Origin of the sequence: Ralstonia sp. 22086, from assembly GCF_052045975.1 — a bacterium.
Taxonomy (GTDB): Bacteria; Pseudomonadota; Gammaproteobacteria; order Burkholderiales; family Burkholderiaceae; genus Ralstonia; species Ralstonia wenshanensis.
Genome location: NZ_JBQEPZ010000006.1, coordinates 153,549 through 175,096 on the forward strand (window position 1 = coordinate 153,549; position 21,548 = coordinate 175,096).

Annotated in this window: 22 protein-coding genes; 8 read left to right on the forward strand and 14 right to left on the reverse strand. The window is 65.5% G+C overall.

The features are described from left to right. Window positions 1–83 precede the first annotated feature (83 nt). The 5 genes from ACTJK6_RS23575 to ACTJK6_RS23595 all read left to right on the forward strand — a co-directional run bounded on the left by ACTJK6_RS23575 (window position 84) and on the right by ACTJK6_RS23595 (window position 7,426). A complete protein-coding gene (locus ACTJK6_RS23575; RefSeq protein WP_260804128.1) occupies window positions 84–1,379 on the forward strand; it encodes a UbiH/UbiF family hydroxylase in 1,296 nt (431 codons plus the stop codon). A gap of 46 nt (window positions 1,380–1,425) precedes the next feature. Continuing rightward, complete coding sequence (locus ACTJK6_RS23580) at window positions 1,426–2,172, forward strand: DsbC family protein (RefSeq protein ID WP_045203090.1); 747 nt, start codon at window positions 1,426–1,428, stop codon at window positions 2,170–2,172. Window positions 2,173–2,250: 78 nt separating this feature from the next. Next, a complete protein-coding gene (acuI, locus tag ACTJK6_RS23585; RefSeq protein ID WP_440840286.1) occupies window positions 2,251–3,267 on the forward strand; it encodes an acrylyl-CoA reductase (NADPH) in 1,017 nt (338 codons plus the stop codon). A gap of 67 nt (window positions 3,268–3,334) precedes the next feature. Further along, on the forward strand, window positions 3,335–5,191 hold the full coding sequence (locus tag ACTJK6_RS23590) for a M61 family metallopeptidase (protein ID WP_440840293.1): 1,857 nt from the start codon (window positions 3,335–3,337) through the stop codon (window positions 5,189–5,191). 18 nt (window positions 5,192–5,209) lie between these two features. After that, window positions 5,210–7,426 (forward strand): FUSC family protein, encoded by a 2,217-nt coding sequence (locus tag ACTJK6_RS23595; protein ID WP_260804130.1) that lies wholly within the window; start codon window positions 5,210–5,212, stop codon window positions 7,424–7,426. A 377-nt stretch (window positions 7,427–7,803) separates the two neighbouring features. On the opposite strand, the gene ACTJK6_RS23600 is transcribed toward ACTJK6_RS23595, so the two are convergent. The 9 genes from ACTJK6_RS23600 to rpe all read right to left on the reverse strand — a co-directional run bounded on the left by ACTJK6_RS23600 (window position 7,804) and on the right by rpe (window position 15,522). Beyond that, on the reverse strand, window positions 7,804–8,595 hold the full coding sequence (locus tag ACTJK6_RS23600) for a uracil-DNA glycosylase (protein ID WP_440840287.1): 792 nt from the start codon (window positions 8,593–8,595) through the stop codon (window positions 7,804–7,806). Beyond that, on the reverse strand, window positions 8,592–9,251 hold the full coding sequence (locus ACTJK6_RS23605; RefSeq protein WP_440840288.1) for a CYTH domain-containing protein: 660 nt from the start codon (window positions 9,249–9,251) through the stop codon (window positions 8,592–8,594). Before ACTJK6_RS23605 ends, ACTJK6_RS23600 begins: the two co-directional genes overlap by 4 nt. Before the next feature lie 10 nt (window positions 9,252–9,261). After that, entirely contained in the window at window positions 9,262–10,065 is an 804-nt protein-coding gene (trpC, locus tag ACTJK6_RS23610; RefSeq protein ID WP_440840289.1) for an indole-3-glycerol phosphate synthase TrpC, read from the reverse strand. Window position 10,066: 1 nt separating this feature from the next. Beyond that, the gene (gene trpD, locus ACTJK6_RS23615) at window positions 10,067–11,104 is read right to left on the reverse strand and encodes an anthranilate phosphoribosyltransferase (RefSeq protein ID WP_012436495.1); all 1,038 of its coding nucleotides are present in this window, start codon (window positions 11,102–11,104) and stop codon (window positions 10,067–10,069) included. 13 nt (window positions 11,105–11,117) lie between these two features. Next, window positions 11,118–11,549 (reverse strand): lysozyme inhibitor LprI family protein, encoded by a 432-nt coding sequence (locus tag ACTJK6_RS23620; RefSeq protein ID WP_232041115.1) that lies wholly within the window; start codon window positions 11,547–11,549, stop codon window positions 11,118–11,120. Further along, window positions 11,549–12,118, reverse strand: a complete 570-nt coding sequence (locus ACTJK6_RS23625) for an aminodeoxychorismate/anthranilate synthase component II (RefSeq protein WP_232041114.1) — start codon at window positions 12,116–12,118, stop codon at window positions 11,549–11,551. Before ACTJK6_RS23625 ends, ACTJK6_RS23620 begins: the two co-directional genes overlap by 1 nt. Window positions 12,119–12,134: 16 nt before the next feature. After that, on the reverse strand, window positions 12,135–13,667 hold the full coding sequence (gene trpE, locus ACTJK6_RS23630; RefSeq protein WP_316659215.1) for an anthranilate synthase component I: 1,533 nt from the start codon (window positions 13,665–13,667) through the stop codon (window positions 12,135–12,137). Between the two features lie 401 nt (window positions 13,668–14,068). Further along, window positions 14,069–14,800, reverse strand: coding sequence for a phosphoglycolate phosphatase (locus tag ACTJK6_RS23635; RefSeq protein ID WP_440840290.1), 732 nt, complete (start codon window positions 14,798–14,800; stop codon window positions 14,069–14,071). Next, window positions 14,797–15,522: a ribulose-phosphate 3-epimerase gene (rpe, locus tag ACTJK6_RS23640; protein WP_232041111.1), complete on the reverse strand. Its 726-nt coding sequence runs from the start codon at window positions 15,520–15,522 to the stop codon at window positions 14,797–14,799. The genes ACTJK6_RS23635 and rpe overlap by 4 nt, the downstream gene beginning before the upstream one ends. Before the next feature lie 131 nt (window positions 15,523–15,653). Between rpe and apaG the strand changes: the two genes are divergently transcribed. After that, the gene (gene apaG, locus ACTJK6_RS23645) at window positions 15,654–16,028 is read left to right on the forward strand and encodes a Co2+/Mg2+ efflux protein ApaG (RefSeq protein WP_232041110.1); all 375 of its coding nucleotides are present in this window, start codon (window positions 15,654–15,656) and stop codon (window positions 16,026–16,028) included. Window positions 16,029–16,035: 7 nt separating this feature from the next. Here apaG and ACTJK6_RS23650 read toward each other — a convergent pair whose 3' ends face one another. Further along, window positions 16,036–16,269 (reverse strand): hypothetical protein, encoded by a 234-nt coding sequence (locus tag ACTJK6_RS23650; RefSeq protein WP_322018787.1) that lies wholly within the window; start codon window positions 16,267–16,269, stop codon window positions 16,036–16,038. 74 nt (window positions 16,270–16,343) lie between these two features. Here ACTJK6_RS23650 and mltA point away from each other — a divergent pair, with 74 nt between their 5' ends. Beyond that, on the forward strand, window positions 16,344–17,486 hold the full coding sequence (mltA, locus tag ACTJK6_RS23655; RefSeq protein WP_260804138.1) for a murein transglycosylase A: 1,143 nt from the start codon (window positions 16,344–16,346) through the stop codon (window positions 17,484–17,486). Window positions 17,487–17,492: 6 nt separating this feature from the next. Here the strand turns inward: mltA and paaK are convergent, their stop codons facing one another. The 3 genes from paaK to paaG form a co-directional block, all read right to left on the reverse strand. After that, the gene (gene paaK / locus ACTJK6_RS23660) at window positions 17,493–18,797 is read right to left on the reverse strand and encodes a phenylacetate--CoA ligase PaaK (RefSeq protein WP_433865404.1); all 1,305 of its coding nucleotides are present in this window, start codon (window positions 18,795–18,797) and stop codon (window positions 17,493–17,495) included. Window positions 18,798–19,000: 203 nt separating this feature from the next. After that, window positions 19,001–19,468: a hydroxyphenylacetyl-CoA thioesterase PaaI gene (paaI, locus tag ACTJK6_RS23665; RefSeq protein WP_343620772.1), complete on the reverse strand. Its 468-nt coding sequence runs from the start codon at window positions 19,466–19,468 to the stop codon at window positions 19,001–19,003. Between the two features lie 4 nt (window positions 19,469–19,472). Beyond that, window positions 19,473–20,261: a 2-(1,2-epoxy-1,2-dihydrophenyl)acetyl-CoA isomerase PaaG gene (gene paaG, locus ACTJK6_RS23670; RefSeq protein ID WP_316871597.1), complete on the reverse strand. Its 789-nt coding sequence runs from the start codon at window positions 20,259–20,261 to the stop codon at window positions 19,473–19,475. 83 nt (window positions 20,262–20,344) lie between these two features. On the opposite strand from paaG, the gene ACTJK6_RS23675 reads away from it, so the two are divergent. Then, complete coding sequence (locus ACTJK6_RS23675) at window positions 20,345–21,121, forward strand: enoyl-CoA hydratase (protein ID WP_440818944.1); 777 nt, start codon at window positions 20,345–20,347, stop codon at window positions 21,119–21,121. Between the two features lie 178 nt (window positions 21,122–21,299). On the opposite strand, the gene ACTJK6_RS23680 is transcribed toward ACTJK6_RS23675, so the two are convergent. Then, window positions 21,300–21,548: hypothetical protein (locus ACTJK6_RS23680; RefSeq protein ID WP_440840291.1), on the reverse strand; the 249-nt coding region annotated here is incomplete at its 5' end.

A 21,548-nucleotide genomic window follows, 5' to 3' on the forward strand; every position in this document is an offset into this window, starting at 1 on the left:
GTGCGGCGCCGCCAAGTGTCGGCCGTGACACATTTGCGCGGCCACAAGGCTGGGCCACCCCTCGCCGCTATAATCGGCGCACCATGAATACACCCGCGTTTTCCTCTTCCAAGGCTGTGCCCAAGGAGGCAGCGCCTTACCACTTGGCCGTGGTGGGCGGCGGCATCGTCGGGCGCGCCTGCGCGCTGCGGCTGGCGCAGATCGGCTTGCGCATCGCGCATATCGCCCCGCCCGCTCCAGCCTCCGCACCGGTCGGGCCGGATGCCTGGGATGCGCGTGTCTACGCGTTCTCGTCCAGCTCCCAAGCGTTGCTGGAGCAGTTGCGCATCTGGCCAGCGCTCGACATGACGCGCGTGCAGCCTGTGCACGACATGCGGATCTTCGGCGACGACGCTGCCGCACGCGGCGAGCATGCCCACCCCGACCTCCATTTTTCCGCCTACGCAGCCGGCACGCCCCAACTGGCGTGGATTGCTGAATCGTCGCTGGTCGAACGCGCACTGGAAACCGCGCTGCGCTTCGCCCATACGGTGCAGACGTTCCCGCACGCCGCCACCGGTTTCGAAATGGAAGCCGATGCCGTAAAGCTGACGCTGGCCGACGGCCAGACGATCCGCGCGGAATGCGTGATCGGCGCCGACGGCAAGCATTCGTGGGTGCGTCAGCAGGCTGGCATCCAGGCTGAAGCGAAGCCGTATCGCCAGCTTGGCGTGGTCGCCAACTTCCAGGCCGAGCGCTGGCATCAGGACACCGCGTGGCAATGGTTCCTGGGTGCGTCCGCCGAGCAGGCTGCCGCAACGGATGACACTGCCCCGTTGCGCGGCGAGATCCTCGCGATGCTGCCGCTGCCCGATCGGCGCGTGTCGATGGTGTGGTCCGCCAGCGAAGACCACGCCCGCGAGCTGCTCGCGCTGTCGCCGGAGGCGCTGTGCCGCGCGGTGGAAGCCGCGGCCGGTGGCGCCATCGCCGCGCGCTTTGGTCGTCTGTCGAACATCACGCCTGCGCAGGGCTTCCCGCTCGTGCTGCAACACGCCAGCCGGGCCGTCGCGCCGCGCGTGGCGTTGGTGGGCGATGCGGCCCATGTGATCCATCCGCTGGCTGGACAGGGCATGAACCTCGGGCTGCGGGATGTGTCGGAAATTGGCCGCGTGATGGCGGAACGTGAAACCATGCGCGATCATGGCGATCTCAGGTTGCTGCGCCGTTACGAGCGTGCCCGCCGCGAAGATCTGCTTTCGCTCACGGCCGCCACTGATGGACTGCACAAACTGTTCGCCCTGCCGGGCGCGCTGCCCCGCACGGTACGCAACGCGGGGATGCGCATGGTGGGCATGACGCCATTTATCAAACGCTTGTTGATCAAGCACGCACTCGGCTGAGGCAGTCTCAGCGGGTTTGTGGTTTTTCGGGGTTCCAGGAGTCGTTATGTCGTTTCGTATTCGGGTGGCGGCCATCGCCTCTGCGGTGGCAGTGGCAGCTATTGGCGCAGGCTATGTGTTGAGCGCCGGTGCCGCCGAGCCCGCCTTGGACAAGGTCAAGGCCACGGTACAGAAGGCCCTGGGCCCGAACGTGGAGATCAAGAGCGTCACCAAGTCGCCGCTGGCCGGCCTGTACGAAATCAACCTCGGCAGCCAGGTTGTCTACAGCGACGCCACCGGCCGCTACGTGCTCAACGGCGACCTGCTCGATACGCAGACCGCCACCAACCTCACGCAAGAGCGCCTGGCCGAGCTGAACCGCGTGAAGTGGTCGGACCTGCCGCTGGACCGCGCCGTGAAGTGGGTCAAGGGCAACGGCGCACGCAAGATCGCCGTGTTTTCCGATCCGAACTGCCCGTACTGCCACAAGCTGGAGCAGATGCTCACGCAGGTCGACAACATCACGGTCTACACCTTCCTGTTCCCGATTCTGTCGGAAGACTCAAACACCAAGGCTAAGCAGATCTGGTGCTCGGCCGACCGGGCCAAGGCCTGGCGCGACTGGATGACCGCCAAGACCGCCCCGGGCGGCGCCGGCACCTGCGACACGCCGCTGGAGGCCAACCTGAAGTTGGGCCAGCAACTGAACGTGACCGGCACGCCGGCCATCATCTTCCCGGACGGCACCCGGGCCCCGGGCCTGATCGACGCGGCCACGCTGGAGCGCAAGTTCGCCGCGCTCAAGAAGTCGTAATTCGCACGAAGGAAGCGCCGGTCGATCCGGCGCTTTTTCTTTGGGCGCTTGCATTCAATTCACCTTCGGAGACTTGGCATGTCGTTTCGCGCGCTGATGCTGGAAAAGCAGGATGGCGGGCCGCTGGCCCACATCGTCGACCTTGATGACGCGGCGTTGTCCACGCCCGAAGCGCTTGCCAACGATGTGACCGCTGGCGACGTGCTGATCCGCGTGGACTGGTCGACCATCAATTACAAGGACGGCCTGGCCATCACCGGCAAAGGCCCCGTCGTGCGCAAGTGGCCGATGGTGGCCGGTATCGATGGCGCGGGCGTCGTGCTCGATTCGTCGCACCCGGATTGGCGGACTGGCGATGCGGTCGTGCTCAATGGCTGGGGCGTCGGCGAGACGCACTGGGGTTGCCTTGCCCAGCAGGCGCGGCTTTCAGGCGATTGGCTGGTGGCATTGCCGGCGGGGCTCGATGCGCGGCAGGCCATGGCGATTGGCACGGCGGGCTACACGGCAATGCTGTCGGTGCTGGCGCTGGAGCGCGCCGGCGTGAAGCCGGGCGACGGCGCGGTCCTGGTGACCGGCGCGTCGGGCGGCGTGGGTTCGATCGCCATCGCGCTGCTCGGCAAGCTGGGTTATCGCGTGGTGGCATCGACCGGCAAGACGAGCGAGGCCGATTTCCTGCAGGCGCTGGGCGCGGCGGAGGTGATCGATCGCGCCGAGCTTTCCGCCCCGGGCAAGCCGCTGCAGAAGGAGCGCTGGGCGGCGGTGGTCGATTCGGTGGGCTCGCACACGCTGGTCAACGCGTGCGCACAGGTGCGCTATGGCGGCGTGGTCACGGCGTGCGGGCTGGCGCAGGGGATGGATTTTCCCGCAACCGTCGCGCCGTTCATCCTGCGTGGCGTGACGCTGTACGGGATCGACAGCGTGATGGCACCGCGTGCGTTGCGCCAGACCGCGTGGCAGCGCCTGGCCGCCGATCTGCTGCCCGATCGCCTGGCCGCCATCACGCGCGAAGTGACGCTTTCCGAGGCCATCGGCGCCGCCCACGACATCATGGCCGGCAAGATGCGCGGGCGCGTCGTGGTGGACGTCAACCGATAGGCTGGCAGGCGGGTTTGCGGACGATTTGCCTTCGGCAGCGTGGGACGGCAACGCTACAATGTCCGCCATGAAGCCGATCCGCTACACCATCGCCCCCGCCGCGCCCGAGGCGCACGTTTTCACCGTCACCGTCACGGTTGACGCGCCCGACAGCCAGGGCCAGCGTTTCTCGCTGCCGGCGTGGATTCCGGGCAGCTACATGATCCGAGAGTTCGCACGCAACATCGTGCGGATCGAGGCATCGTCGGCTGACAGGCCGGTGCGCCTGACCAAGGTCGACAAGCACACGTGGTGGGCCGCCCCCTGCAGCGGGCCGCTGACGGTTTCATACGACGTCTATGCGTGGGACTTGTCGGTGCGCGCGGCCCATCTGGACGCCACGCACGGCTTCTTCAACGGCACGTCGGTGTTCCTGCGCGTGGAAGGCGCGGACGACCGGCGTTGCCTCGTCGACATCCAGCCGCCCGCCGGAGATGCCTACCGGGGCTGGCGCGTGGCCACCGCGCTGCGCGAGGCCACCGGCCGCGTCCAGGGCAAGGCCGGCGCCAAGCGTTACGGCTTTGGCTGGTACGAAGCGGCGGATTACGACGAGCTGATCGACCACCCAGTCGAGATGGGCACGTTCGAGCTGGTGTCGTTCGAGGCCTGCGGCGCGCAGCACGACGCCGTCTTTACCGGCCGCGTGCCCAACCTCGATCTGGAACGCATCGCCCGCGACTTCAAGCGCATCTGCGAAGCGCAGATCCGCCTGTTCGAGCCCCACACCGCCACGGCGCCGTTCGTCGACAGCAACCGCCGCTACGTCTTCATGACGATGGTCACCACCGACGGCTACGGCGGCCTGGAACACCGTGCGAGCACCGCGCTGATGTGCGCGCGCAATGATCTGCCCGTGGCCGGGCGCGATGAAACCACCGAGGGCTATCGCACTTTCCTGGGCCTCGTCAGCCACGAGTATTTCCACACCTGGAACGTCAAGCGCATCAAGCCGGCCACCTTCGTGCCATACGCACTCGACCGCGAGGTCCACACGCCGCTGCTGTGGCTGTTTGAAGGTTTCACGAGCTACTACGACGACCTGATGCTGGTGCGCTCGGGCCTGATCTCCGAAGCCCAGTATCTGGAGATGCTCAGCAAGACGTGGAACGGCGTGCTGCGTGGCAGCGGCCGATTGAAGCAGAGCGTGGCAGAAAGCTCGTTCGACGCGTGGACGAAGTATTACCGCCAGGACGAAAACGCGCCCAATGCCATCGTCAGCTATTACACCAAGGGCTCGCTGGTTGCGCTGGCGCTGGACCTGACGATCCGCACGCAGACCCATGGCGAACGTTCGCTCGACGACGTGATGCGCGCCCTGTGGGTGACATACGGCCGTGATTTCTATGCCGCCGGCCACACGCAGCGCGGCGTGACCGAAGCGGGGCTGATCAGCCTGATGGAAGAAACCACGGGTGTGCGCCTGCGCACGCTGGTGCGCCAGTTGAGCGAAGGCCGCGACGACCCGCCGCTGCCCGCGCTGTTCAAGGCGATAGGCGTGAGCGCCACGCGCAAGGCCGCCGATACGGCGCTCGCGCTGGGCGTCAAGACCGCTGCCGAAAACGGCTTCGTCAAGCTGCAGCAGGTCTTCGACGATAGCCCGGCGCAGCGCAGTGGTTTGTCCGCCGGCGATCTGATCGTTGCGGTGGACGGCCTGCGCGTGCCGGCGGGCCAGCTCGACAAGACGCTCACGCGCCATCGCGCCGGCGATACCGTGCCCGTGCACGTGTTCCGCCGCGACGAACTGATGACGCTGAACGTGAAGCTCGCCGCCGATGCGACGCCGCAATTCACGCTGGCGCTGGCAACGGAGCCGTCGCCGCTGCGCTCGGCGTGGCTGGGCAAGCGAGCGGCCGCGCGCAAGGTGGCGCGCGGCAAGTCGGCCTGACGCGCGTCGCCTGACCCGATGGATTACGTCCACGATCCGCGCACGTTCCTTTACAGCCATTACGTCTCGCGCGGCATCCGTACTGCCACGGGCGTGATCGGCCTGACGCTGCTCGCGCTGCTGGTGATGGACCTGCAGGGCGCGATGGTGGTGTCGATCGGCGCGCTGTGCACGAGCCTCATGGACTTGCCCAGCCCGCTGCGGCACAAGTTCAACGAGATGATGGCGTGCGTGCTGCTGACCACCGCCGTCACGTTTCTCGTAGCGGTGGTGACGCCGTACGCCATCTTGCCGGCGGTGATCGTGGTGGTGAGCTTCCTCGCGGGGCTCATGGTGGCGTACGGCAACAAGACGATGCCGCTGCAGTTCGCGGCGCTCTTCGTCATGACGCTCACCTTTACCGAGGAATTCGCTTTTCGCGAAGCGGTGGAGCACACCCTGCAGTTCTTCCTCGGCGCCATCGGTTATATGGCCTTTGCGATGGCGGTGGCGTGGGGGCAGCGGCGCCGCATCAAAGAGCAGGTGCTGGCCGAATGCCTCTACGAACTGGCTGTGTACGTGGAGCGCAAAGCCGGCTTCTACGACGCGTCCAAGGATTTCGACGAACAGTTCAATGCGCTCGTGCGCCAGCAGATTTCGGTGGCCGACAAGCAGCAGGTGGCGCGCGATTTTGTTTTCCGCGACAACCGCACCGCCAGCGACGGGCGCCTCGTGCAGATCCACATGCGGATGCTCGACATCTACGAGTACCTGCTGTCGTCGAACACCGATTACCCCGTGCTGCGCCAGTGGCTGGCCGACGCCGAGGTGATGCGCCTGCTGCGCGACGTGATCGAACGCATGCGCCTGGACATCGAAGGCGTCGCCTATGCCGTCGGGCGTGATCGGCCATCGCCCACGCCGATGTCGTATGACCAGGAGATGGCCGCCATTGAAGGCGCGCTGCACGAACTGCAACATAACCACCATGGCGTGCCCATCGAAGCCATCGCAGCGCTGGAGGAATCGGTGGCCACGGTGCGCGGTGCGATCCGCCTGATGACGCAGTTGCATGCCGCCACCGACACGCAGGTCGAGCCGTCGCAGGTGCTGCTGCGCCCGGATATGACGCCGTTCCTCACACGCCAGAAGTACGAACTGCGCCTGGTGCTGGAAGAACTGACCTGGCGGTCTCCGGTGCTGCGCTTTGCGCTGCGCATCTCGATGGCGGTGGCTGCCGGTTTATGGATTGCCGACCACCTGCCCTATGCGTCGCACGGCTACTGGGTGTTGCTGACGATTGTCGTGATCCTCAAGCCGACCTTCAGCATGACGCGCCAGCGCAACTTTGATCGGGTGCTTGGCACGCTGATCGGCTGCGTGATCGCGGCGGTGATTCTGCGATTCACCCATTCGACGTGGATCCTGATGGGCGTGCTGTACCTGTCCACCGCCGCCAGCGCGGCGTTCGTCACCGTGCGCTACCGCTACACGGCCATTGCCGCCTGCGTGCAGGTGCTCATCCAGATCAACCTGCTGCTGCCGGGCAGCAAGGGCGCCATTGGTGAACGGCTGGTCGATACGCTGATCGGGGCGGCCATCGCCACTGCCTTCAGCTACGTCCTGCCCGCCTGGGAATATCGCAACCTGCCCAAGCTGGTGGACGACGTGCTGCGCACCAACCGCCGCTTTATCGAGGCCGCGCGTGAGCTGCTGCTCGGCACGCTCAAGGACGATTTCGCCTATCGCGTGCAGCGCAAGCAGTACATGGAATCGCTCACGGGGCTGATTTCGGCCTTCGCGCGCATGCTGGACGAGCCCAAGAGCCGCCACCGCGCCGTCGACAACCTCAACCGCTTCATCGTCCAGAACTACCTAGTGGCCGCGCATGTGGCAGCGGTGCGCATCCTGATGCGTCAGCGCGCGCAGGAACTGGACGAAGCCGACACCCGCGCGTTGGTCGAACAGACCGCCGAAGCCGCGCTCGAAAGCCTCGCGCGCGCCAAGGAACGTTTCGACCAGGCCGTGCATGAAGGCGGTTGGGGCGTGCGTCCGCGCGATACGCAAGAACTGGGCGCTGCCGACTTCGCCGACAAATCCGCCCGTTCCCGCATGGTGGATGCGGCAGCAGAATCGGACTCGCTATCGGCGATGCACTTGCTGGAGCGGCGCCTGCAGGCCCTGCGGGCCGATACGGCCAAGATCGCGCTGCGCTGCGGGGCGTTGGGGCGGGCGCTGCGTATTTCGAAGGACTAGGTGCGGCCGGGCTGCTGAAAGGCCCTCGCACCGCGGCGATCTTCCACCACGACTGCTCTGAACCTCGGACCCTCGACGACGGCGGTCAAAGCGCGGAAGACGAGCTATAGACAGTCGACATCCGGTATCCCGGCGTCAAAGGTCACCCTCCGAAGGCCGAAGTTGAGTCTCGGAGAGTCGAAGCCGGGCCTTAGAGAGTCGAACTCGAGCTCCGGAGAGTCGAGTTCGAGTCTCGGAGAGTGGAGTTCGAGTCTCGGAGAGTCGGACTCGGGCCCCGGGGAGTCAAAGTCGAGCCTTGGAGAGTCGGACTCGGCCGCCAGACAGTCAAGACCGGCGCTTAGCGGCTCGTCGATGGGGCTGCATGGTCCGCGTGCGGCTCACGCGGCTTGCGGTTTCAGCCAATCGATGGTCGGTTGATGCTGCGCTGCCAGCCAATCATTGGCCGTCTTGAAATGCCCGCACCCCAAGAACCCGCGATGCGCTGACAGCGGCGACGGGTGCGGCGCCTCCAGCACCAGATGCCCGTCCGACAGCAGCGCGCGCTTGGCCTGCGCGTGGCTGCCCCAGAGCATGAACACGCGCTTGTGACCGACGCGCGCGAGCTGCTCCAGCAGGCAATCGGTAATGCGTTCCCACCCGCGCTTGGCGTGACTTGCGGCCTGGCCTTGCTCGACGGTGAGCACCGTGTTCAGCAGCAGCACGCCTTGTTGTGCCCAGCCTTCCAGGTTGCCGGAGGCGCCGGGCAGCTTGCAGCCGAATTCCGCTTCGATTTCCTTGTAGATATTGCGCAGGCTTGGCGGCACGCGCACGCCGGCCGGCACCGAAAACGCCAGCCCGTGCGCCTGCGGAATCTCGCGGCCATCGACGGTGCCCGTGCCGTGATACGGATCCTGGCCGAGGATGACGACGCGCACATCGTCCACCGAGGTCAGGTGCAGCGCGCGAAAGACATCCGTCGGAAAGATCGGCTTGCCCGCTGCGCGCTCGCCATCGACAAAGGCGCACAACTCGGGCCAGTTGGCCTGCGCGATGCAAGGCGTGAGGATCGCCTTCCAGTCGGCAGGCAGGGCGTCGAACTGCTGGGCCAGCGGGGTGAAACCCACGGCGATCGTGTCCGCTGCGGGTTCATCGAAGAGGGCGGCTTGCGCCGGATTGGCGCGTCGCGTCAAGGCTGGCCCCCAGTGGCGTTAGCGCGCAATTGGTAGCCGCGTTGCGCCTTGCTGATGTCGAGTGGCGTGAGGCCGGTCACGGCCGCGCGCAGCGTCTGCGTCCAGGCGTGCAGGCGCTCGGCAATCGCATCTTCGGCGAGCGTGCTGCCGGCGGCGGGCTTCCACTCCAGTTCCAGTTCATCGATCGGCTCGCGTGCCTGCGTGCCGGGGATGAGGATGGCGCCAGCGTCCAGCGCGATCTCGATGTCGCCGCCATCCGCTGCGACACGCCACAGGCGGCGCGTGAAGTCGGTGCGGAACAGCGGGGCGAGTGCAGCCGCGTGTGGCCGGACATGGTCGGCAGCTTCGGCGGCGTTGTTTGCGACGAAGGCATCGACGGACAGTGCGTCGTTCTGCAGCGGCACCTCCCATTCATGGCGGGCGCTCAAACCGGACGTACTCACTGCTGCGGTTTTCAGCGTTTGCAGCCATTGGCTGCCCTGACGGCGCACGCGCAGCGCGGCGCGGTTGCGTGCCAGCGCCTGGTCGGGTGTGTCGTAGTAGACGTTGGCCAATTCCACCGAGCCGGCGGCCTGCGCATGGGCGTCCAGCCAGCCGACCAGCGCGTCGTGCGTGCCGGCCGATACGGCCAGCTTCAGTTCAATCTCGCGGGCCATTGTGTGGCGCTCAGGCGAACAGGCGGGCCAGTTCGGCGCCCGGGTCGTCTGCACGCATGAAGGCTTCGCCGACGAGGAACGCGTTGACGGCGGCGGCGCGCATCTTGCGCACGTCGTCCGGCGTGAGGATGCCGGATTCCGTGACGACAATGCGATCGTCCGGCATGTGCTTGAGCAAGCCGAGCGTGTTGTCGAGCGACGTTTCGAACGTGCGCAGGTTGCGGTTGTTCACGCCCACCAGCGGCGTTTGCAGACGCAGTGCGCGGTCCAGCTCATGGCCGTCGTGCACTTCCACCAGCACGTCCATGCCGAGTTCGAGCGCGCACGCTTCGAGTTCTTCCATCAGGCCCTGGTCCAGCGCAGCGACGATCAGCAGGATGCAGTCGGCGCCCCACGAGCGCGCTTCGTACACCTGGTACAGGTCGACCATGAAATCCTTGCGCAGCACCGGCAGCGGGCAGGCGGCGCGCGCCTCGCGCAGGTAATCGGCGTGGCCCTGGAAGAACTGCTCGTCGGTCAGCACCGACAGGCAGGCGGCGCCGTGCTCCGCATAGCTGCGGGCGATGTCGGCTGGCTTGAAGTTCGGGCGCAGCACGCCCTTGGACGGCGATGCCTTTTTCACTTCAGCGATGACCGCCGCGTTCCCAGCGGCAATCTTCTCGCGCATCGCCTTGGCAAAGCCGCGGGCCCCGAGCGTGCTGTCGTTGCGGTTGGCTTCGGCTTCGGCGCGCACGCTGGCGAGATCGCGGTGCTTGCGCGCGGTGATCACTTCTTCGGCCTTCACGGCCAGGATTTTCTGCAGGATGTCGGACATATCAGGCTTTGAACTGGTTGGTGACGCGCACGAGTTCGTCGAGCTTGGCACGTGCCGCGCCGGAGGCGATCGCCTCGCGGGCCAGCTTCATGCCGTCGCCGATCGAGCCAGCGATGTTGGCCGCGTACAGTGCCGCACCGGCGTTGAGCGAGACGATCTCGCGCGGCGTGCCGGGCTTGTTCTCGAGCGCTTCGATCAGCATGGCTTTGGACTCGTCAGCGTCGGCCACCTTCAGGCTGCGGTTGGAGACCATCTGCAGCCCGAAGTCTTCGGGGTGAATTTCGTATTCGGTCACCACGCCGTCCTTCAGTTCCCCGACCAGCGTGGCAGCACCCAGCGACACCTCGTCCATGCCGTCCTTGCCGTAGACGACCACGGCGTGCTTGGCGCCCAGGCGCTGCATCACGCGCACCTGAATGCCGACCAGGTCCGGATGGAACACGCCCATGAGGATATTGGGCGCGCCGGCCGGGTTGGTCAGCGGCCCCAGGATGTTGAAGATCGTGCGCACGCCCAGCTCCTTGCGGATCGGGGCGACGTTCTTCATGGCGGGGTGGTGGTTGGGCGCAAACATGAAGCCGATGCCCGCCGTCTCGATCGACTCGGCCACCTGTTCGGGCGTGAGCATGATGTTCACGCCCAGCGCTTCGAGCACATCGGCGCTGCCCGACTTGGAGCTGACGCCACGTCCGCCGTGCTTGGCGATGCGCGCGCCGGCCGCCGCCGCCACGAACATCGAAGCGGTGGAGATGTTGAAGGTGTTGGCGCCGTCGCCGCCTGTGCCGACGATGTCGACAAAGTGATCGGACACCTCAGCGGGCACGTCGACCTTGGTGGCGAATTCGCGCATCACGGTGGCAGCGGCCGCGATTTCGCCGATGGTCTCTTTTTTGACGCGCAGCCCCATGGTGAGGGCGGCTGCCATGACGGGCGACATCTCGCCGCGCATGATGAGCCGCATCAGGTGCAGCATTTCGTCGTGGAAGATTTCCCGGTGCTCGATGCAGCGCGTCAGCGCTTCTTGCGGAGTGATGGACATGGTCGTTCCGTATTCAGTTGGGCGCCGCCGGAGCCGCAGCCGGGGTGACCGGCTGTGCGGCGTCGCGCAAGGCGCCGATGCGCTCGCGCGAGAGATCGGCCTCGCATGCGGCTTCAGCCAGATCGGCATCGGGCGCATTGCGGGCCAGGCGGCGTTGCAGGTCGCATTCGGCCTGCCGGTAGAGTTGGTGTGCGCGTACGGTGCGGTCGAATGCCATGGCGGCGCCACGGTCCGTGCCGGGGTTGTCGGCAATGCGGGCGCGCAGCATGTTGCGACGTGCCGATTCAACAGCGGTCAGTTCGGCCAGTGCCGACTTGCGTGCGGCCTGCACGCAGCGGGCGACGTTCCCGGCTTCGGGCTGGGCGGCGCGGCAGGCTTCCAGCGTACCGGCCATCGCCGGCAGGCTTGCCATCATCGCCAGCGCTACTGCCCACGCGCCGCGCATCAGACGCGTTCCTTCAGGAAGTTGCCGAGCAGCGCGTGGCCGTGTTCCGACAGGATCGATTCCGGGTGGAACTGCACGCCCTCCACCGGCAGCGTCTTGTGGCGCACGCCCATGATCTCGCCGTCTTCGGTCCAGGCGGTGATTTCCAGGCAGTCCGGCAGCGTTTCGCGCTCGATCGCCAGCGAGTGATAGCGCGTCACCTTGAAATGCCGCGGCAGGTTGGCGAACACGCCTACGCCGGTGTTTTCAATGGTGCTGACCTTGCCGTGCATCACCTTCTGCGCGCGGATCACGCGTCCGCCAAACGCGTCGGCAATGGCCTGATGGCCCAGGCATACGCCCAGGATGGGCACGCGCCCCGCAAAGTGCTTGAGCGCCGGAACCAGGATGCCGGCTTCGGTCGGCGTGCACGGGCCGGGCGACAGGCAGATGCGCTCCGGGTTCAGCTTTTCGATCTCTTCGATCGTGATCTCGTCGTTGCGATACGTGCGCACGTCCTGGCCGAGTTCACCAAAGTACTGGACGATGTTGTAGGTAAAGGAGTCGTAGTTATCGAGCATCAACAGCATGGTGGTCTCCTTAACCTCAGAAATCGGCGTCGAGGCCGTCTTGCACTTGCTCGGCGGCACGCAGCACGGCGCGCGCCTTGTGTTCGGTCTCTCTCCATTCGGCATCCGGGTCGGAATCGGCTACGACGCCGGCGGCAGCCTGCACGTAGAGATTGCCGTCCTTGATGATGCCGGTGCGGATGGCGATGGCCAGATCCATCTCGCCCGAGAATGAGAGATAGCCCACCGCGCCGCCGTAGATGCCGCGCTTGACGGGTTCCAGCTCGTCGATGATCTCCATCGCGCGCACCTTGGGCGCACCCGACAGCGTGCCCGCCGGGAAGGTCGCGCGCAGCACGTCCATGTTGGTCATGCCGGGCTTCAGCCGGCCTTCGACCGAGCTGACGATGTGCTGCACGTGCGAATACTTCTCGATGACCATCTGGTCGGTTACCTTGACCGAGCCGATTTCGGCAATGCGGCCGATGTCGTTGCGCGCCAGGTCGATCAGCATGACGTGCTCGGCGATCTCCTTCGGATCGTTGAGCAGCTCGGTGGCGAGTTCTGCGTCGCGCTCGGGCGTGTTGCCGCGCGGGCGCGTGCCGGCCAGCGGGCGGATCGTGACGATGCGGGCGGATTCGTCTGCGCCGTTGCCGTTATTTTCAGCAGCCGGCACACGGCGCTCTTCCTGGCGCACCAGGATTTCCGGCGATGCCCCGACGATCTGCATGTCGCCGAAGTTGTAGAAGTACATGTACGGCGACGGGTTCAGCGAACGCAGCGCGCGATACAGCGATAGCGGCGCGTCGCGGAACGGCTTGACCAGGCGCTGACCGATCTGCACCTGCATCATGTCCCCGGCGGCGATGTATTCCTTGGCCTTGAGCACGGCAGTGATGTAGTCAGCCTTGTCGAACTCGCGGATGGTGTCGGTACGCACGGACGCCGACGTCACCGGGACGTCCACCGGCTGGTGCAGCTTGGTGCGCAACGCGCGCAGGCGCTGCTTGGCGCGTGAATAAGCTTCGGGCTTGGACGGGTCGGCGTAGACGATCAGGTAGAGCTTGCCGGACAGGTTGTCGATCACGGCCAGCTCTTCGCAGAGCATGAGCTGGATGTCGGGCAGTTGCAGATCGTCGGGCGGGGCGGTTTCGGCCAGGCGCGGCTCGATGAAGCGCACGGCGTCGTAGCCGAAGTAGCCGGCCAGGCCGCCGCAGAAGCGCGGCAGGCCCGGGCGGAGCGCCACTTTCTGGCGGCGCTCGAACGCAGCGATGAAGTCCAGCGGGTTGCCTTCGTTCGTTTCCACCACCTTGCCGTCGGTCACGACTTCCGTGCGATTGCCCTTGGAGCGCAGCAGCGTGTGCGCATGCAGGCCGATGAAAGAGTAACGCCCGAAGCGCTCGCCGCCCACCACCGATTCCAGCAGGAACGTGTGCGTGCCGCGGTCGTGCGATTGCGCCAGCTTCAGGTACAGCGACAGCGGCGTCTCCAGGTCGGCCAATGCCTCGGCAATCAGCGGAATGCGGTTGTAGCCCTGGTCGGCCAGCGATTTGAATTCGAGTTCGGTCATGAGCGGTCAGGTCGATTCGCCAGGCGGGGCGGTTGCGCGCCCACCGGCATGCGTTCGGTCCACGGCAAACGCAAGAGCGTCAATGATGCCGTCGGAACGTTAGCAGAACATCAGGGATGGGAACGCGCGAACGTCGTAAAAGCGACCGTGCGATCCCGCAAGGGTCGTCCGCAGCCGATAGCGGGCCAGCGGAAGACCGGCGGGCGGTCAGCGTTTGGGGCAGGAGAAGCGAGGTGGTTTGGGCGGCGCGATTGTGACGCGCCAGAGTGCCGAAACCGGGGAAGAACGATCAGCAGCCGTGCAAACGCTTACGCCCGGACGAGGGCGTGCCAGGGCCGCCAGGGCCAAGCCCCCCGGTCACCACCAGCGTCGACGCGTTTGCGATTCAGGAACATGGATCGTCAGTTGGAAGCGGCAGAGATAGCGTTGTGTGGCTCTGCATGGGGCCGGATCAACTCGGCTGCCGCAAAAAGTGTGTCGACTATAGCATCGGCTCCCGCGGCCTGTATAGGCTGGCCGTGGTTGTAGCCATACGGCACCGCGAGCACGCGCATGCCGGCCGCACGCGCGGCCCGGGCGTCGTTTTCCGAATCGCCAATGGCCACGATTTCAGCCGGTGTCACGCCAAACGCCTCCGCCACGCGCAGCATGGGGTACGGATCGGGCTTGCGATATGGGAAAGCGTCGCCTGGGTAGACGAGGTCGAAATACGTGTTCAGGCCGAGCTGCGCGAGCAGCGGCTGCGTGAAATCGTGTGGCTTGTTTGTCACACACGCGAGGGCGACGCCCATGTCGCGCAGTGCGGTCAACCCTTCGAGGACGCCGCCGTAGACGGTCACGTGTTGGCCGTTGATGGCGATGTAGGCGCGCTGGTAAGCCTCCAGGCCTTCCGCAAAGCGGCTATTTGCCTGGGCCGGTGGCAAGCGCGCATCCAGCACGCGTCGCACGAGGTTTTCCGAACCTTTGCCGACGTAGCTGACGACTTCCTCGGCAGGCATGTCAGGCGTGCCGCCAAGTGCCTCCAGCATTGCGTTGATGGCGGCGTGGAAGTCGCCTGCCGTGTCCACCATCGTCCCGTCCAGGTCGATGATGACAGCGCGGACGGGGCCGGCGGGTAGCGCGCCCGTCGTCATGCCAGGGGTGCCAGCGCTTGGCGCAGCGCGCCCACGGTGCCGCGGTAGCCGCCATCCGCATCCGGCTTGCCGAACACGGCCGAACCCGCGACGAAGGTGTCGGCGCCGGCTTTGGCAATCTCGGCGATGTTGTCTGCCTTCACGCCGCCATCGATCTCAAGCAGGATCTTGCGGCCGGTCTTGTCCTGGTATGCGTCGAGCTTCTGGCGCACGGCGCGCAGCTTGTTCAGCGCTTCCGGAATGAACGATTGGCCGCCAAAGCCCGGGTTGACCGACATGATCAGCACCATATCCAGGCGGTCCATCACATGGTCCAGGTAGTGCAGCGGCGTGGCCGGGTTGAAGACGAGGCCAGCCTTGCAGCCGTGGTCGCGAATCAGCGCCAGCGAGCGGTCGATGTGCTCCGACGCCTCCGGATGGAACGTGATCAGGTCGGCGCCGGCCTTGGCAAAGTCCGGGATGATGCGATCGACGGGGCTGACCATCAGGTGCACGTCGATCGGCACCGGCTTGCCGTCCTTCTGTGCGTGCGGGCGGATCGCCTCGCAGACGAGCGGCCCGACGGTCAGGTTCGGCACGTAGTGGTTGTCCATCACGTCGAAATGGATCCAGTCGGCGCCCGATTCGAGCACGCGGCGCACTTCTTCGCCCAGGCGGGCAAAGTCGGCGGAGAGGATGGACGGGGCGATGCGGAAACCGGACGGATCGATGGCTGCGGACATGATGGGGGACGGATAAGGCGCGCAGAAGCGCAAAGGAGGCAGCTATTTTAGCCGGATCGGCCGTCTGCCCGCGCCTTGCCGCTGCCACAGCCATGCCGCACAATGGGCGCCAATTCTGATTGTGGATCGACATGCCGAGCTACGAACTCACCGTCCAGGTCCGGACGCGCTATCTGCCGGAGCAATCCGAGCCGGAGCAGGGCAACTACGCCTTCGCCTATACCATCACCATCCGCAACACCGGTGACGTGCCGAGCCAGCTCATTTCCCGCCACTGGGTGATTACCGACGCCGACGAGCAGGTGCAGGAAGTGAACGGTCTGGGCGTAGTGGGCCACCAGCCGCTGCTGCCGCCGGGCGAGTCTTTCGAATACACGAGCTGGGCGACCATCAAGACGCCCGTGGGTACGATGCGCGGCGAATACTTCTGCGTGGCCGAGGACGGTCACCGCTTCGAGGCGCCCATCCCCGAATTTGCGCTGGTGATGCCGCGCATGCTGCACTGATCGGGAATCAGGGCGCGTCGGAGTTGGCCGGGTGCGAATTTTTCGGGGCGGCGCTGGTCGATTCCGAAGGCTTGGCAGCGTCGCTGTGGCGCGATGGATGCTCGGGTGGGGCACGCAGCGGGCGCGGGTGCTTCTTGGCGCCCGACATCGTCCAGATCACGACGAAGATGAGCAGGAACAGCGCCACGCCGGCCTCCAGGCCGAACAGCATCATCGGATGGTTTTCAAAGAATTCGCTCATGGTCGACGGCGGGAAGCTCGGGTGGGAGGCATTGTAGCCAAGCCCGCGGCCGCATCGGACAGGATGGAACACGCATGACAGCAGCAACCTTCGACGCATTGACACCAGCACGCAACGCCACCCGTCGCCGCTGGGGCGGACTGGCCGCCGCTCTGGTCGCGGCCTTGCTTGCCGCCTGCACGAGCGGCCCCCCGCCGCGCGTCGAAACGCCGCAACCGCCCAGCGCCACGCTCGGCGGGCATCTGAGCCCCGCCACTTGGGCTGACGTGTCCGGCTGGACCGCCGATGACCTCGCCTCCGCCTGGCCCGCACTGCAATCGAACTGCCAGGCGATGAAGCGCCGCGCCGAATGGTCGCGCGTGTGCTCCGCCGGCCTGATGGTCGACGCAGGCGACCCGATCGCCATGCGCGTGTTCTTTGAAGATAACTTCACGCCGTATCGGGTCGTGAAGGACGACGGCACGGACAGCGGCCTCATCACCGGTTATTACGAACCGCTGCTGCGCGGCTCCCGCACCCGCCACGGGGCCTATCAGACGCCGCTGTACCGCATGCCGGCTGCGTGGCGCGGCAAGACGCTGCCGGCCCGTGCGCAATTGATCCGCAGTCCGGCGCTCCAGGGGCAAGAGATTGTCTGGGTGGACGACCCGGTCGAAGCGGCGTTCCTGCAGATCCAGGGCTCGGGCCAGGTCCAGTTGGAAGAGGGCGGCATCATGCGCCTGGGCGTGGGCGGCACCAACAACCAGCCGTTCCGGTCATTTGCGCGCTGGCTGCTCGACACGGGCGAAATCACACCGGTGCAGGCCACCATGCAGGGCATCAAGGCCTGGGCACGCGCCAATCCGGGCCGCGTCGAAGAGATGCTCAATATCAACCCGCGCTACGTGTTCTTTGCCGAGACGCCCGGCAACACGGGCGGGCCGATCGGCAAGTTGGGCGTGCCACTCACGGACGAGCGTTCGATTGCCGTGGACCCGACTTACATTCCGCTGGGCTCCCCGGTGTTTCTGTCGACAACCAAGCCGCTGTCGACCGATCCGATCCAGAAACTCGTTTTTGCGCAGGACGTGGGTTCAGCCATTCGCGGCGCCGTGCGTGCCGATTATTACTTCGGCCATGGCGATGCCGCAGGCGATCTGGCCGGGCGCATGAAGCAGGCGGGCCGCCTTTGGGTGCTCGTGCCGAAGGGTGGCAGCATCGGCGTGGCTACCCGCTGAGGCGGACTAACCGCGCCGCAAATCCACCACGCGGCGCGCTTTACCGACCGAGCGCTCGATCCCGCCGCTGGCCAGCGTCTCGATCGCGGCCGTCACACCAATCAACGACTTGATGTCGTGCGCCAGCTGACGACTCGCCGATTGGGCCGCATCCGCCGGCGCACCCAGTGCCGCCTCGATCCGCACAGTCAGCGTATCCAGCGGCCCTTCCTTGCCGAGCACGCACTGGTAGTGCGGTGACAGCGCCGCGTGCTTCAGGATCAATTCTTCGATCTGCGATGGGAACACGTTCACCCCGCGCACGATCATCATGTCGTCGCAGCGGCCGGTGATTTTTTCCATGCGCCGGAAGCCCGGACGTGCCGTGCCAGGCAATAGCCGCGTCAGGTCGCGCGTGCGATAGCGCACCACCGGCATCGCCTCCTTGGTCAGCGACGTGAAGACCAGTTCGCCGAATTCGCCGTCAGGCAGCACCTCGCCAGTGTCGGGATCAATGATCTCTGGATAGAAGTGGTCTTCCCAGATGGTCGGGCCGTCCTTGGTTTCGGCGCATTCGCTTGCCACGCCTGGCCCCATCACCTCCGACAGGCCGTAGATATCGACCGCTGAAAGCCCCATGCGCGCTTCGATGGCGCTGCGCATTTCGGGCGTCCATGGTTCGGCGCCGAAGATGCCGATCTGCAGGCTCGACGCGGCGGGGTCTATGCCCTGGCGTTCGAACTCGTCGGCAATTGCCAGCATGTAGCTGGGCGTGACCATGATGATCTGCGGCTGAAAATCGTGGATGAGCTGCACTTGTCGTTCGGTCTGCCCTCCGCCGAACGGGATGGCCGTCAGCCCCGCGCGCTCCACGCCGTAATGCGCGCCCAGACCGCCGGTGAACAGGCCGTAGCCGTAGCTCACGTGGACCTTGTCGCCGCGCCGTGCACCCGCTGCCCGGATCGAACGCGCCACCAACCCGGCCCACGTGTCGATATCCGCCAGCGTGTAGCCGACGACCGTGGGTTTGCCCGTCGTGCCCGACGACGCGTGGATGCGCGCGATCCGATCCTGCGGCACCGCAAACATCCCGAACGGATAGTTGTCGCGCAGATCCGCCTTGGTCGTGAACGGAAACCTCGCCAGATCGCCAAGCGACCGCAAATCCGACGGATGCACGCCCGCCGCGTCGAACTTTGCCCGGTAGGCCGGCACGTTCTCGTACGCGTGCGCCAGGCTGTGTTTCAAGCGTTCAAGCTGCAGTGCCTCGATGGCGTCGCGGCTGGCAGTCTCGATCGGATCGAGCGGCAGGTCGGTCGAGCGGGGGCGCATGCGGGTCTCCTCGGGGCGCCGTCGTGCGAACCTGCTCACGATCCTGCTGCGCGTCCCGATCTTGGCCCTGCGCTGCTCACTGTACCCAGGTACGGTGGCGCTTCGCGGGCCAACCTCTGGCCGCTCGCTACGGATCGTGAACAGGTTCTGAGGCGTCCTCTAATGGTGATGCGGTTTTGTGGGGGCTTTATATCGAGGTCGAACTAGGATTCTGGGCTGCCAGGGACCGGAATGACGTGGCCGCGAATCTGCGCAGACTTGCCGCGAAACATGGCGACCACCTCGCCGGCCTGGTTTGTCAGGCGTACGTCGTAGATGCCGTGGCGGCCGGACAAAACCTGCTCGGTTGCCTCGGCGACGAGCACATCGCCGCCATGCGCCGGGCGCAGGAATTCCACGCTGCACCCAGCCGCCACTGTGTTGTGGTTATGGCTGTTGCAGGCAAACGCGAAAGCCGAATCGGCCAGCGTGAAGATCAGTCCGCCATGGCAGGTGCGATGTCCGTTGAGGAATTCAGGCCGCACCGTCATGGAAAGCCGGGCATAGCCCGGTGCGACCGCCTCCACGCGCATCCCGAGCCAGCGGCTGCAGGCGTCGGCGTCATACATACTTTCGCAGGCCGCTTCAGCCAGCGCCTGTGCATCGTGGAGGGCCGTTTCCGTCACGCTGATGTCCTTATTCGCCAGTGAAATGCGCCACGCGCTTGTTGAGGAACGCGTCGACGCCCTCCGCGTAATCATGAGAGTTGCCGAGTTCGCGCTGTAGGTCGCGCTCCAGATCCAACTGGGCGTCGAGCGACTGAGTGGGCGCTGCGTGCATCGCGCGCTTGATGGCGGCTAGCGCCCGGGTCGGCTGCTTGGCGAGGTGGTCGGCCATGCAATTCACTTCCGTCATCAGGATCTTTGCGTCGTGATAGACGCCCCAGATCAGACCCCAGGCGAGCGCAGTCTTGGCGTCGAGCTTCTCACCCAGCATTGCCAGCCCCATCGCCCGCGCCACACCGATGCGCTGCGGCAGGAACCACGTCCCGCCCGAATCCGGCAATAGCCCGATCTTTACAAAGGCCTGGAGGAAACACGCATTCTCGGCGGCCATTACGATGTCGCACGCCAGCGCCAGATTCGCGCCCGCGCCTGCGGCCACGCCATTCACAGCGGCAATCACGGGCAGGGGCATGGCGCGCAGACGGCGCACCAACGGGTTGAATTGCTCGTCGATGAGCTGGCCCAGGTCGGTCATCTGCCCGGGCGTGAAATTGAGTTCGGAGAGATCCTGCCCTGCGCAGAAGCCGCGTCCCGCACCGGTCAGGATCAAGGCGCGGGCGCGCTGGCGCTCCACCTTGTCCAGCGCTTCGCGCAGTTCCCGGTGCATGCCGGCCGTGAAGCTGTTGAGCTGATCGGGCCGGTTCAGCGTGATGGTTGCCACGCGTTCATGCCAGTCAAGCAGAATGGTCGGGCTAGTCATCTTGTCTCCTCCTCGGTCATCGGTTCATTGATTAACCGACCGGTTGGTCGGCTAATATTACATCCATTCCAACTGGAGCTTCCATGTCCTACGAAAACATTCTGGTCGAAACGCGCGGCCGCGTCGGTCTTATTACGCTCAATCGTCCGAAGGCGCTCAATGCCCTCAACGATGCGCTCATGGATGAACTCGGCGCCGCGCTGCTTGCCTTCGATGCCGACGCCAACATCGGTGCCATCGTCATCACCGGCAGTGAAAAGGCGTTCGCCGCGGGCGCAGATATCGGCGCCATGGCCGATTACGACTTCGCCACGGTCTATAAGAACGAATACATCACGCGCAACTGGGAAACCATTCGCCGCATCCGCAAGCCGGTGATTGCCGCGGTGGCCGGCTACGCGCTGGGCGGCGGCTGTGAACTGGCCATGATGTGCGACATCATTCTCGCCGCCGATACGGCCAAGTTCGGCCAGCCGGAAATCAAGCTTGGCACCATGCCTGGCGCCGGCGGCACGCAGCGCCTGCCGCGTGCTGTCTCCAAAGCCAAGGCGATGGACCTCTGCTTGACCGCTCGCATGATGGGCGCTGAAGAGGCCGAGCGCGCCGGGTTGGTCTCGCGCGTCATTCCCGCCGACAAGCTGCTCGACGAGGCTATCCAGGCTGCGGAAACTATTGCAGGGTTCTCGCTCCCCACGGTCATGATGATCAAAGAGTCGATCAACGCGGCCTACGAGACTTCGCTCAGCGAAGGCGTACATCTTGAGCGGCGCCTGTTCCACTCCACATTTGCCACGGAAGACCAGAAAGAAGGTATGCGCGCGTTCGTCGAAAAGCGCGCCGCCACGTTCAAGCACCAATAACGACGGCCCAGCGGGGTGACTTCGGGAATACCCGAGTAACGGCATCGGGTATCCCGGGCCTCCTGTTGCGACTCCTTTACGGCCGCAATCCCATGCGTAGACAGGGCTGGCGGCTATTCTTCACGAGCGCGTCATCAGCCCGTCACGACAAAGGTGTTGCCAAGCTCCGGGAACCCGCCTATAGTTCGCCCCTCGCTGCAAAACACAGCGCCGAAACGCAAGTGGAGGTGGTGGTGTTGAGTGGTGGAGAAGCAGGAGTAGAGCGGGTTTGCGGTCGATTGTGTGGTTGGCGATTGGCGGTAGATTGAGTGGTGGTTAGCAGCGAGTTGACGGATAAAAATTCTTCGACGAGTTGTTGACAGCGACGAAAAAGCTCTGCATAATCTCGTTTCTCTGCTGCAGACAACGCAGCGACGCGATAAACAAA

Excerpts from the sequence above, each read along its gene's own strand:
- rpe (WP_232041111.1), bottom strand. The coding sequence starts at position 15,522 with ATGTCCGCAGCCATCGATCCGTCCGGTTTCCGCATCGCCCCGTCCATC.
- ACTJK6_RS23580 (WP_045203090.1), top strand. The coding sequence starts at position 1,426 with ATGTCGTTTCGTATTCGGGTGGCGGCCATCGCCTCTGCGGTGGCAGTG.
- ACTJK6_RS23650 (WP_322018787.1), bottom strand. The coding sequence starts at position 16,269 with ATGAGCGAATTCTTTGAAAACCATCCGATGATGCTGTTCGGCCTGGAG.
- ACTJK6_RS23590 (WP_440840293.1), top strand. The coding sequence starts at position 3,335 with ATGAAGCCGATCCGCTACACCATCGCCCCCGCCGCGCCCGAGGCGCAC.
- acuI (WP_440840286.1), top strand. The coding sequence starts at position 2,251 with ATGTCGTTTCGCGCGCTGATGCTGGAAAAGCAGGATGGCGGGCCGCTG.
- paaG (WP_316871597.1), bottom strand. The coding sequence starts at position 20,261 with ATGACTAGCCCGACCATTCTGCTTGACTGGCATGAACGCGTGGCAACC.
- ACTJK6_RS23625 (WP_232041114.1), bottom strand. The coding sequence starts at position 12,118 with ATGCTGTTGATGCTCGATAACTACGACTCCTTTACCTACAACATCGTC.
- mltA (WP_260804138.1), top strand. The coding sequence starts at position 16,344 with ATGACAGCAGCAACCTTCGACGCATTGACACCAGCACGCAACGCCACC.
- trpE (WP_316659215.1), bottom strand. The coding sequence starts at position 13,667 with ATGACCGAACTCGAATTCAAATCGCTGGCCGACCAGGGCTACAACCGC.
- ACTJK6_RS23595 (WP_260804130.1), top strand. The coding sequence starts at position 5,210 with ATGGATTACGTCCACGATCCGCGCACGTTCCTTTACAGCCATTACGTC.
- ACTJK6_RS23635 (WP_440840290.1), bottom strand. The coding sequence starts at position 14,800 with ATGACGACGGGCGCGCTACCCGCCGGCCCCGTCCGCGCTGTCATCATC.
- ACTJK6_RS23620 (WP_232041115.1), bottom strand. The coding sequence starts at position 11,549 with ATGCGCGGCGCGTGGGCAGTAGCGCTGGCGATGATGGCAAGCCTGCCG.
- trpD (WP_012436495.1), bottom strand. The coding sequence starts at position 11,104 with ATGTCCATCACTCCGCAAGAAGCGCTGACGCGCTGCATCGAGCACCGG.
- ACTJK6_RS23675 (WP_440818944.1), top strand. The coding sequence starts at position 20,345 with ATGTCCTACGAAAACATTCTGGTCGAAACGCGCGGCCGCGTCGGTCTT.
- trpC (WP_440840289.1), bottom strand. The coding sequence starts at position 10,065 with ATGTCCGACATCCTGCAGAAAATCCTGGCCGTGAAGGCCGAAGAAGTG.
- paaK (WP_433865404.1), bottom strand. The coding sequence starts at position 18,797 with ATGCGCCCCCGCTCGACCGACCTGCCGCTCGATCCGATCGAGACTGCC.
- ACTJK6_RS23575 (WP_260804128.1), top strand. The coding sequence starts at position 84 with ATGAATACACCCGCGTTTTCCTCTTCCAAGGCTGTGCCCAAGGAGGCA.
- ACTJK6_RS23605 (WP_440840288.1), bottom strand. The coding sequence starts at position 9,251 with ATGGCCCGCGAGATTGAACTGAAGCTGGCCGTATCGGCCGGCACGCAC.
- apaG (WP_232041110.1), top strand. The coding sequence starts at position 15,654 with ATGCCGAGCTACGAACTCACCGTCCAGGTCCGGACGCGCTATCTGCCG.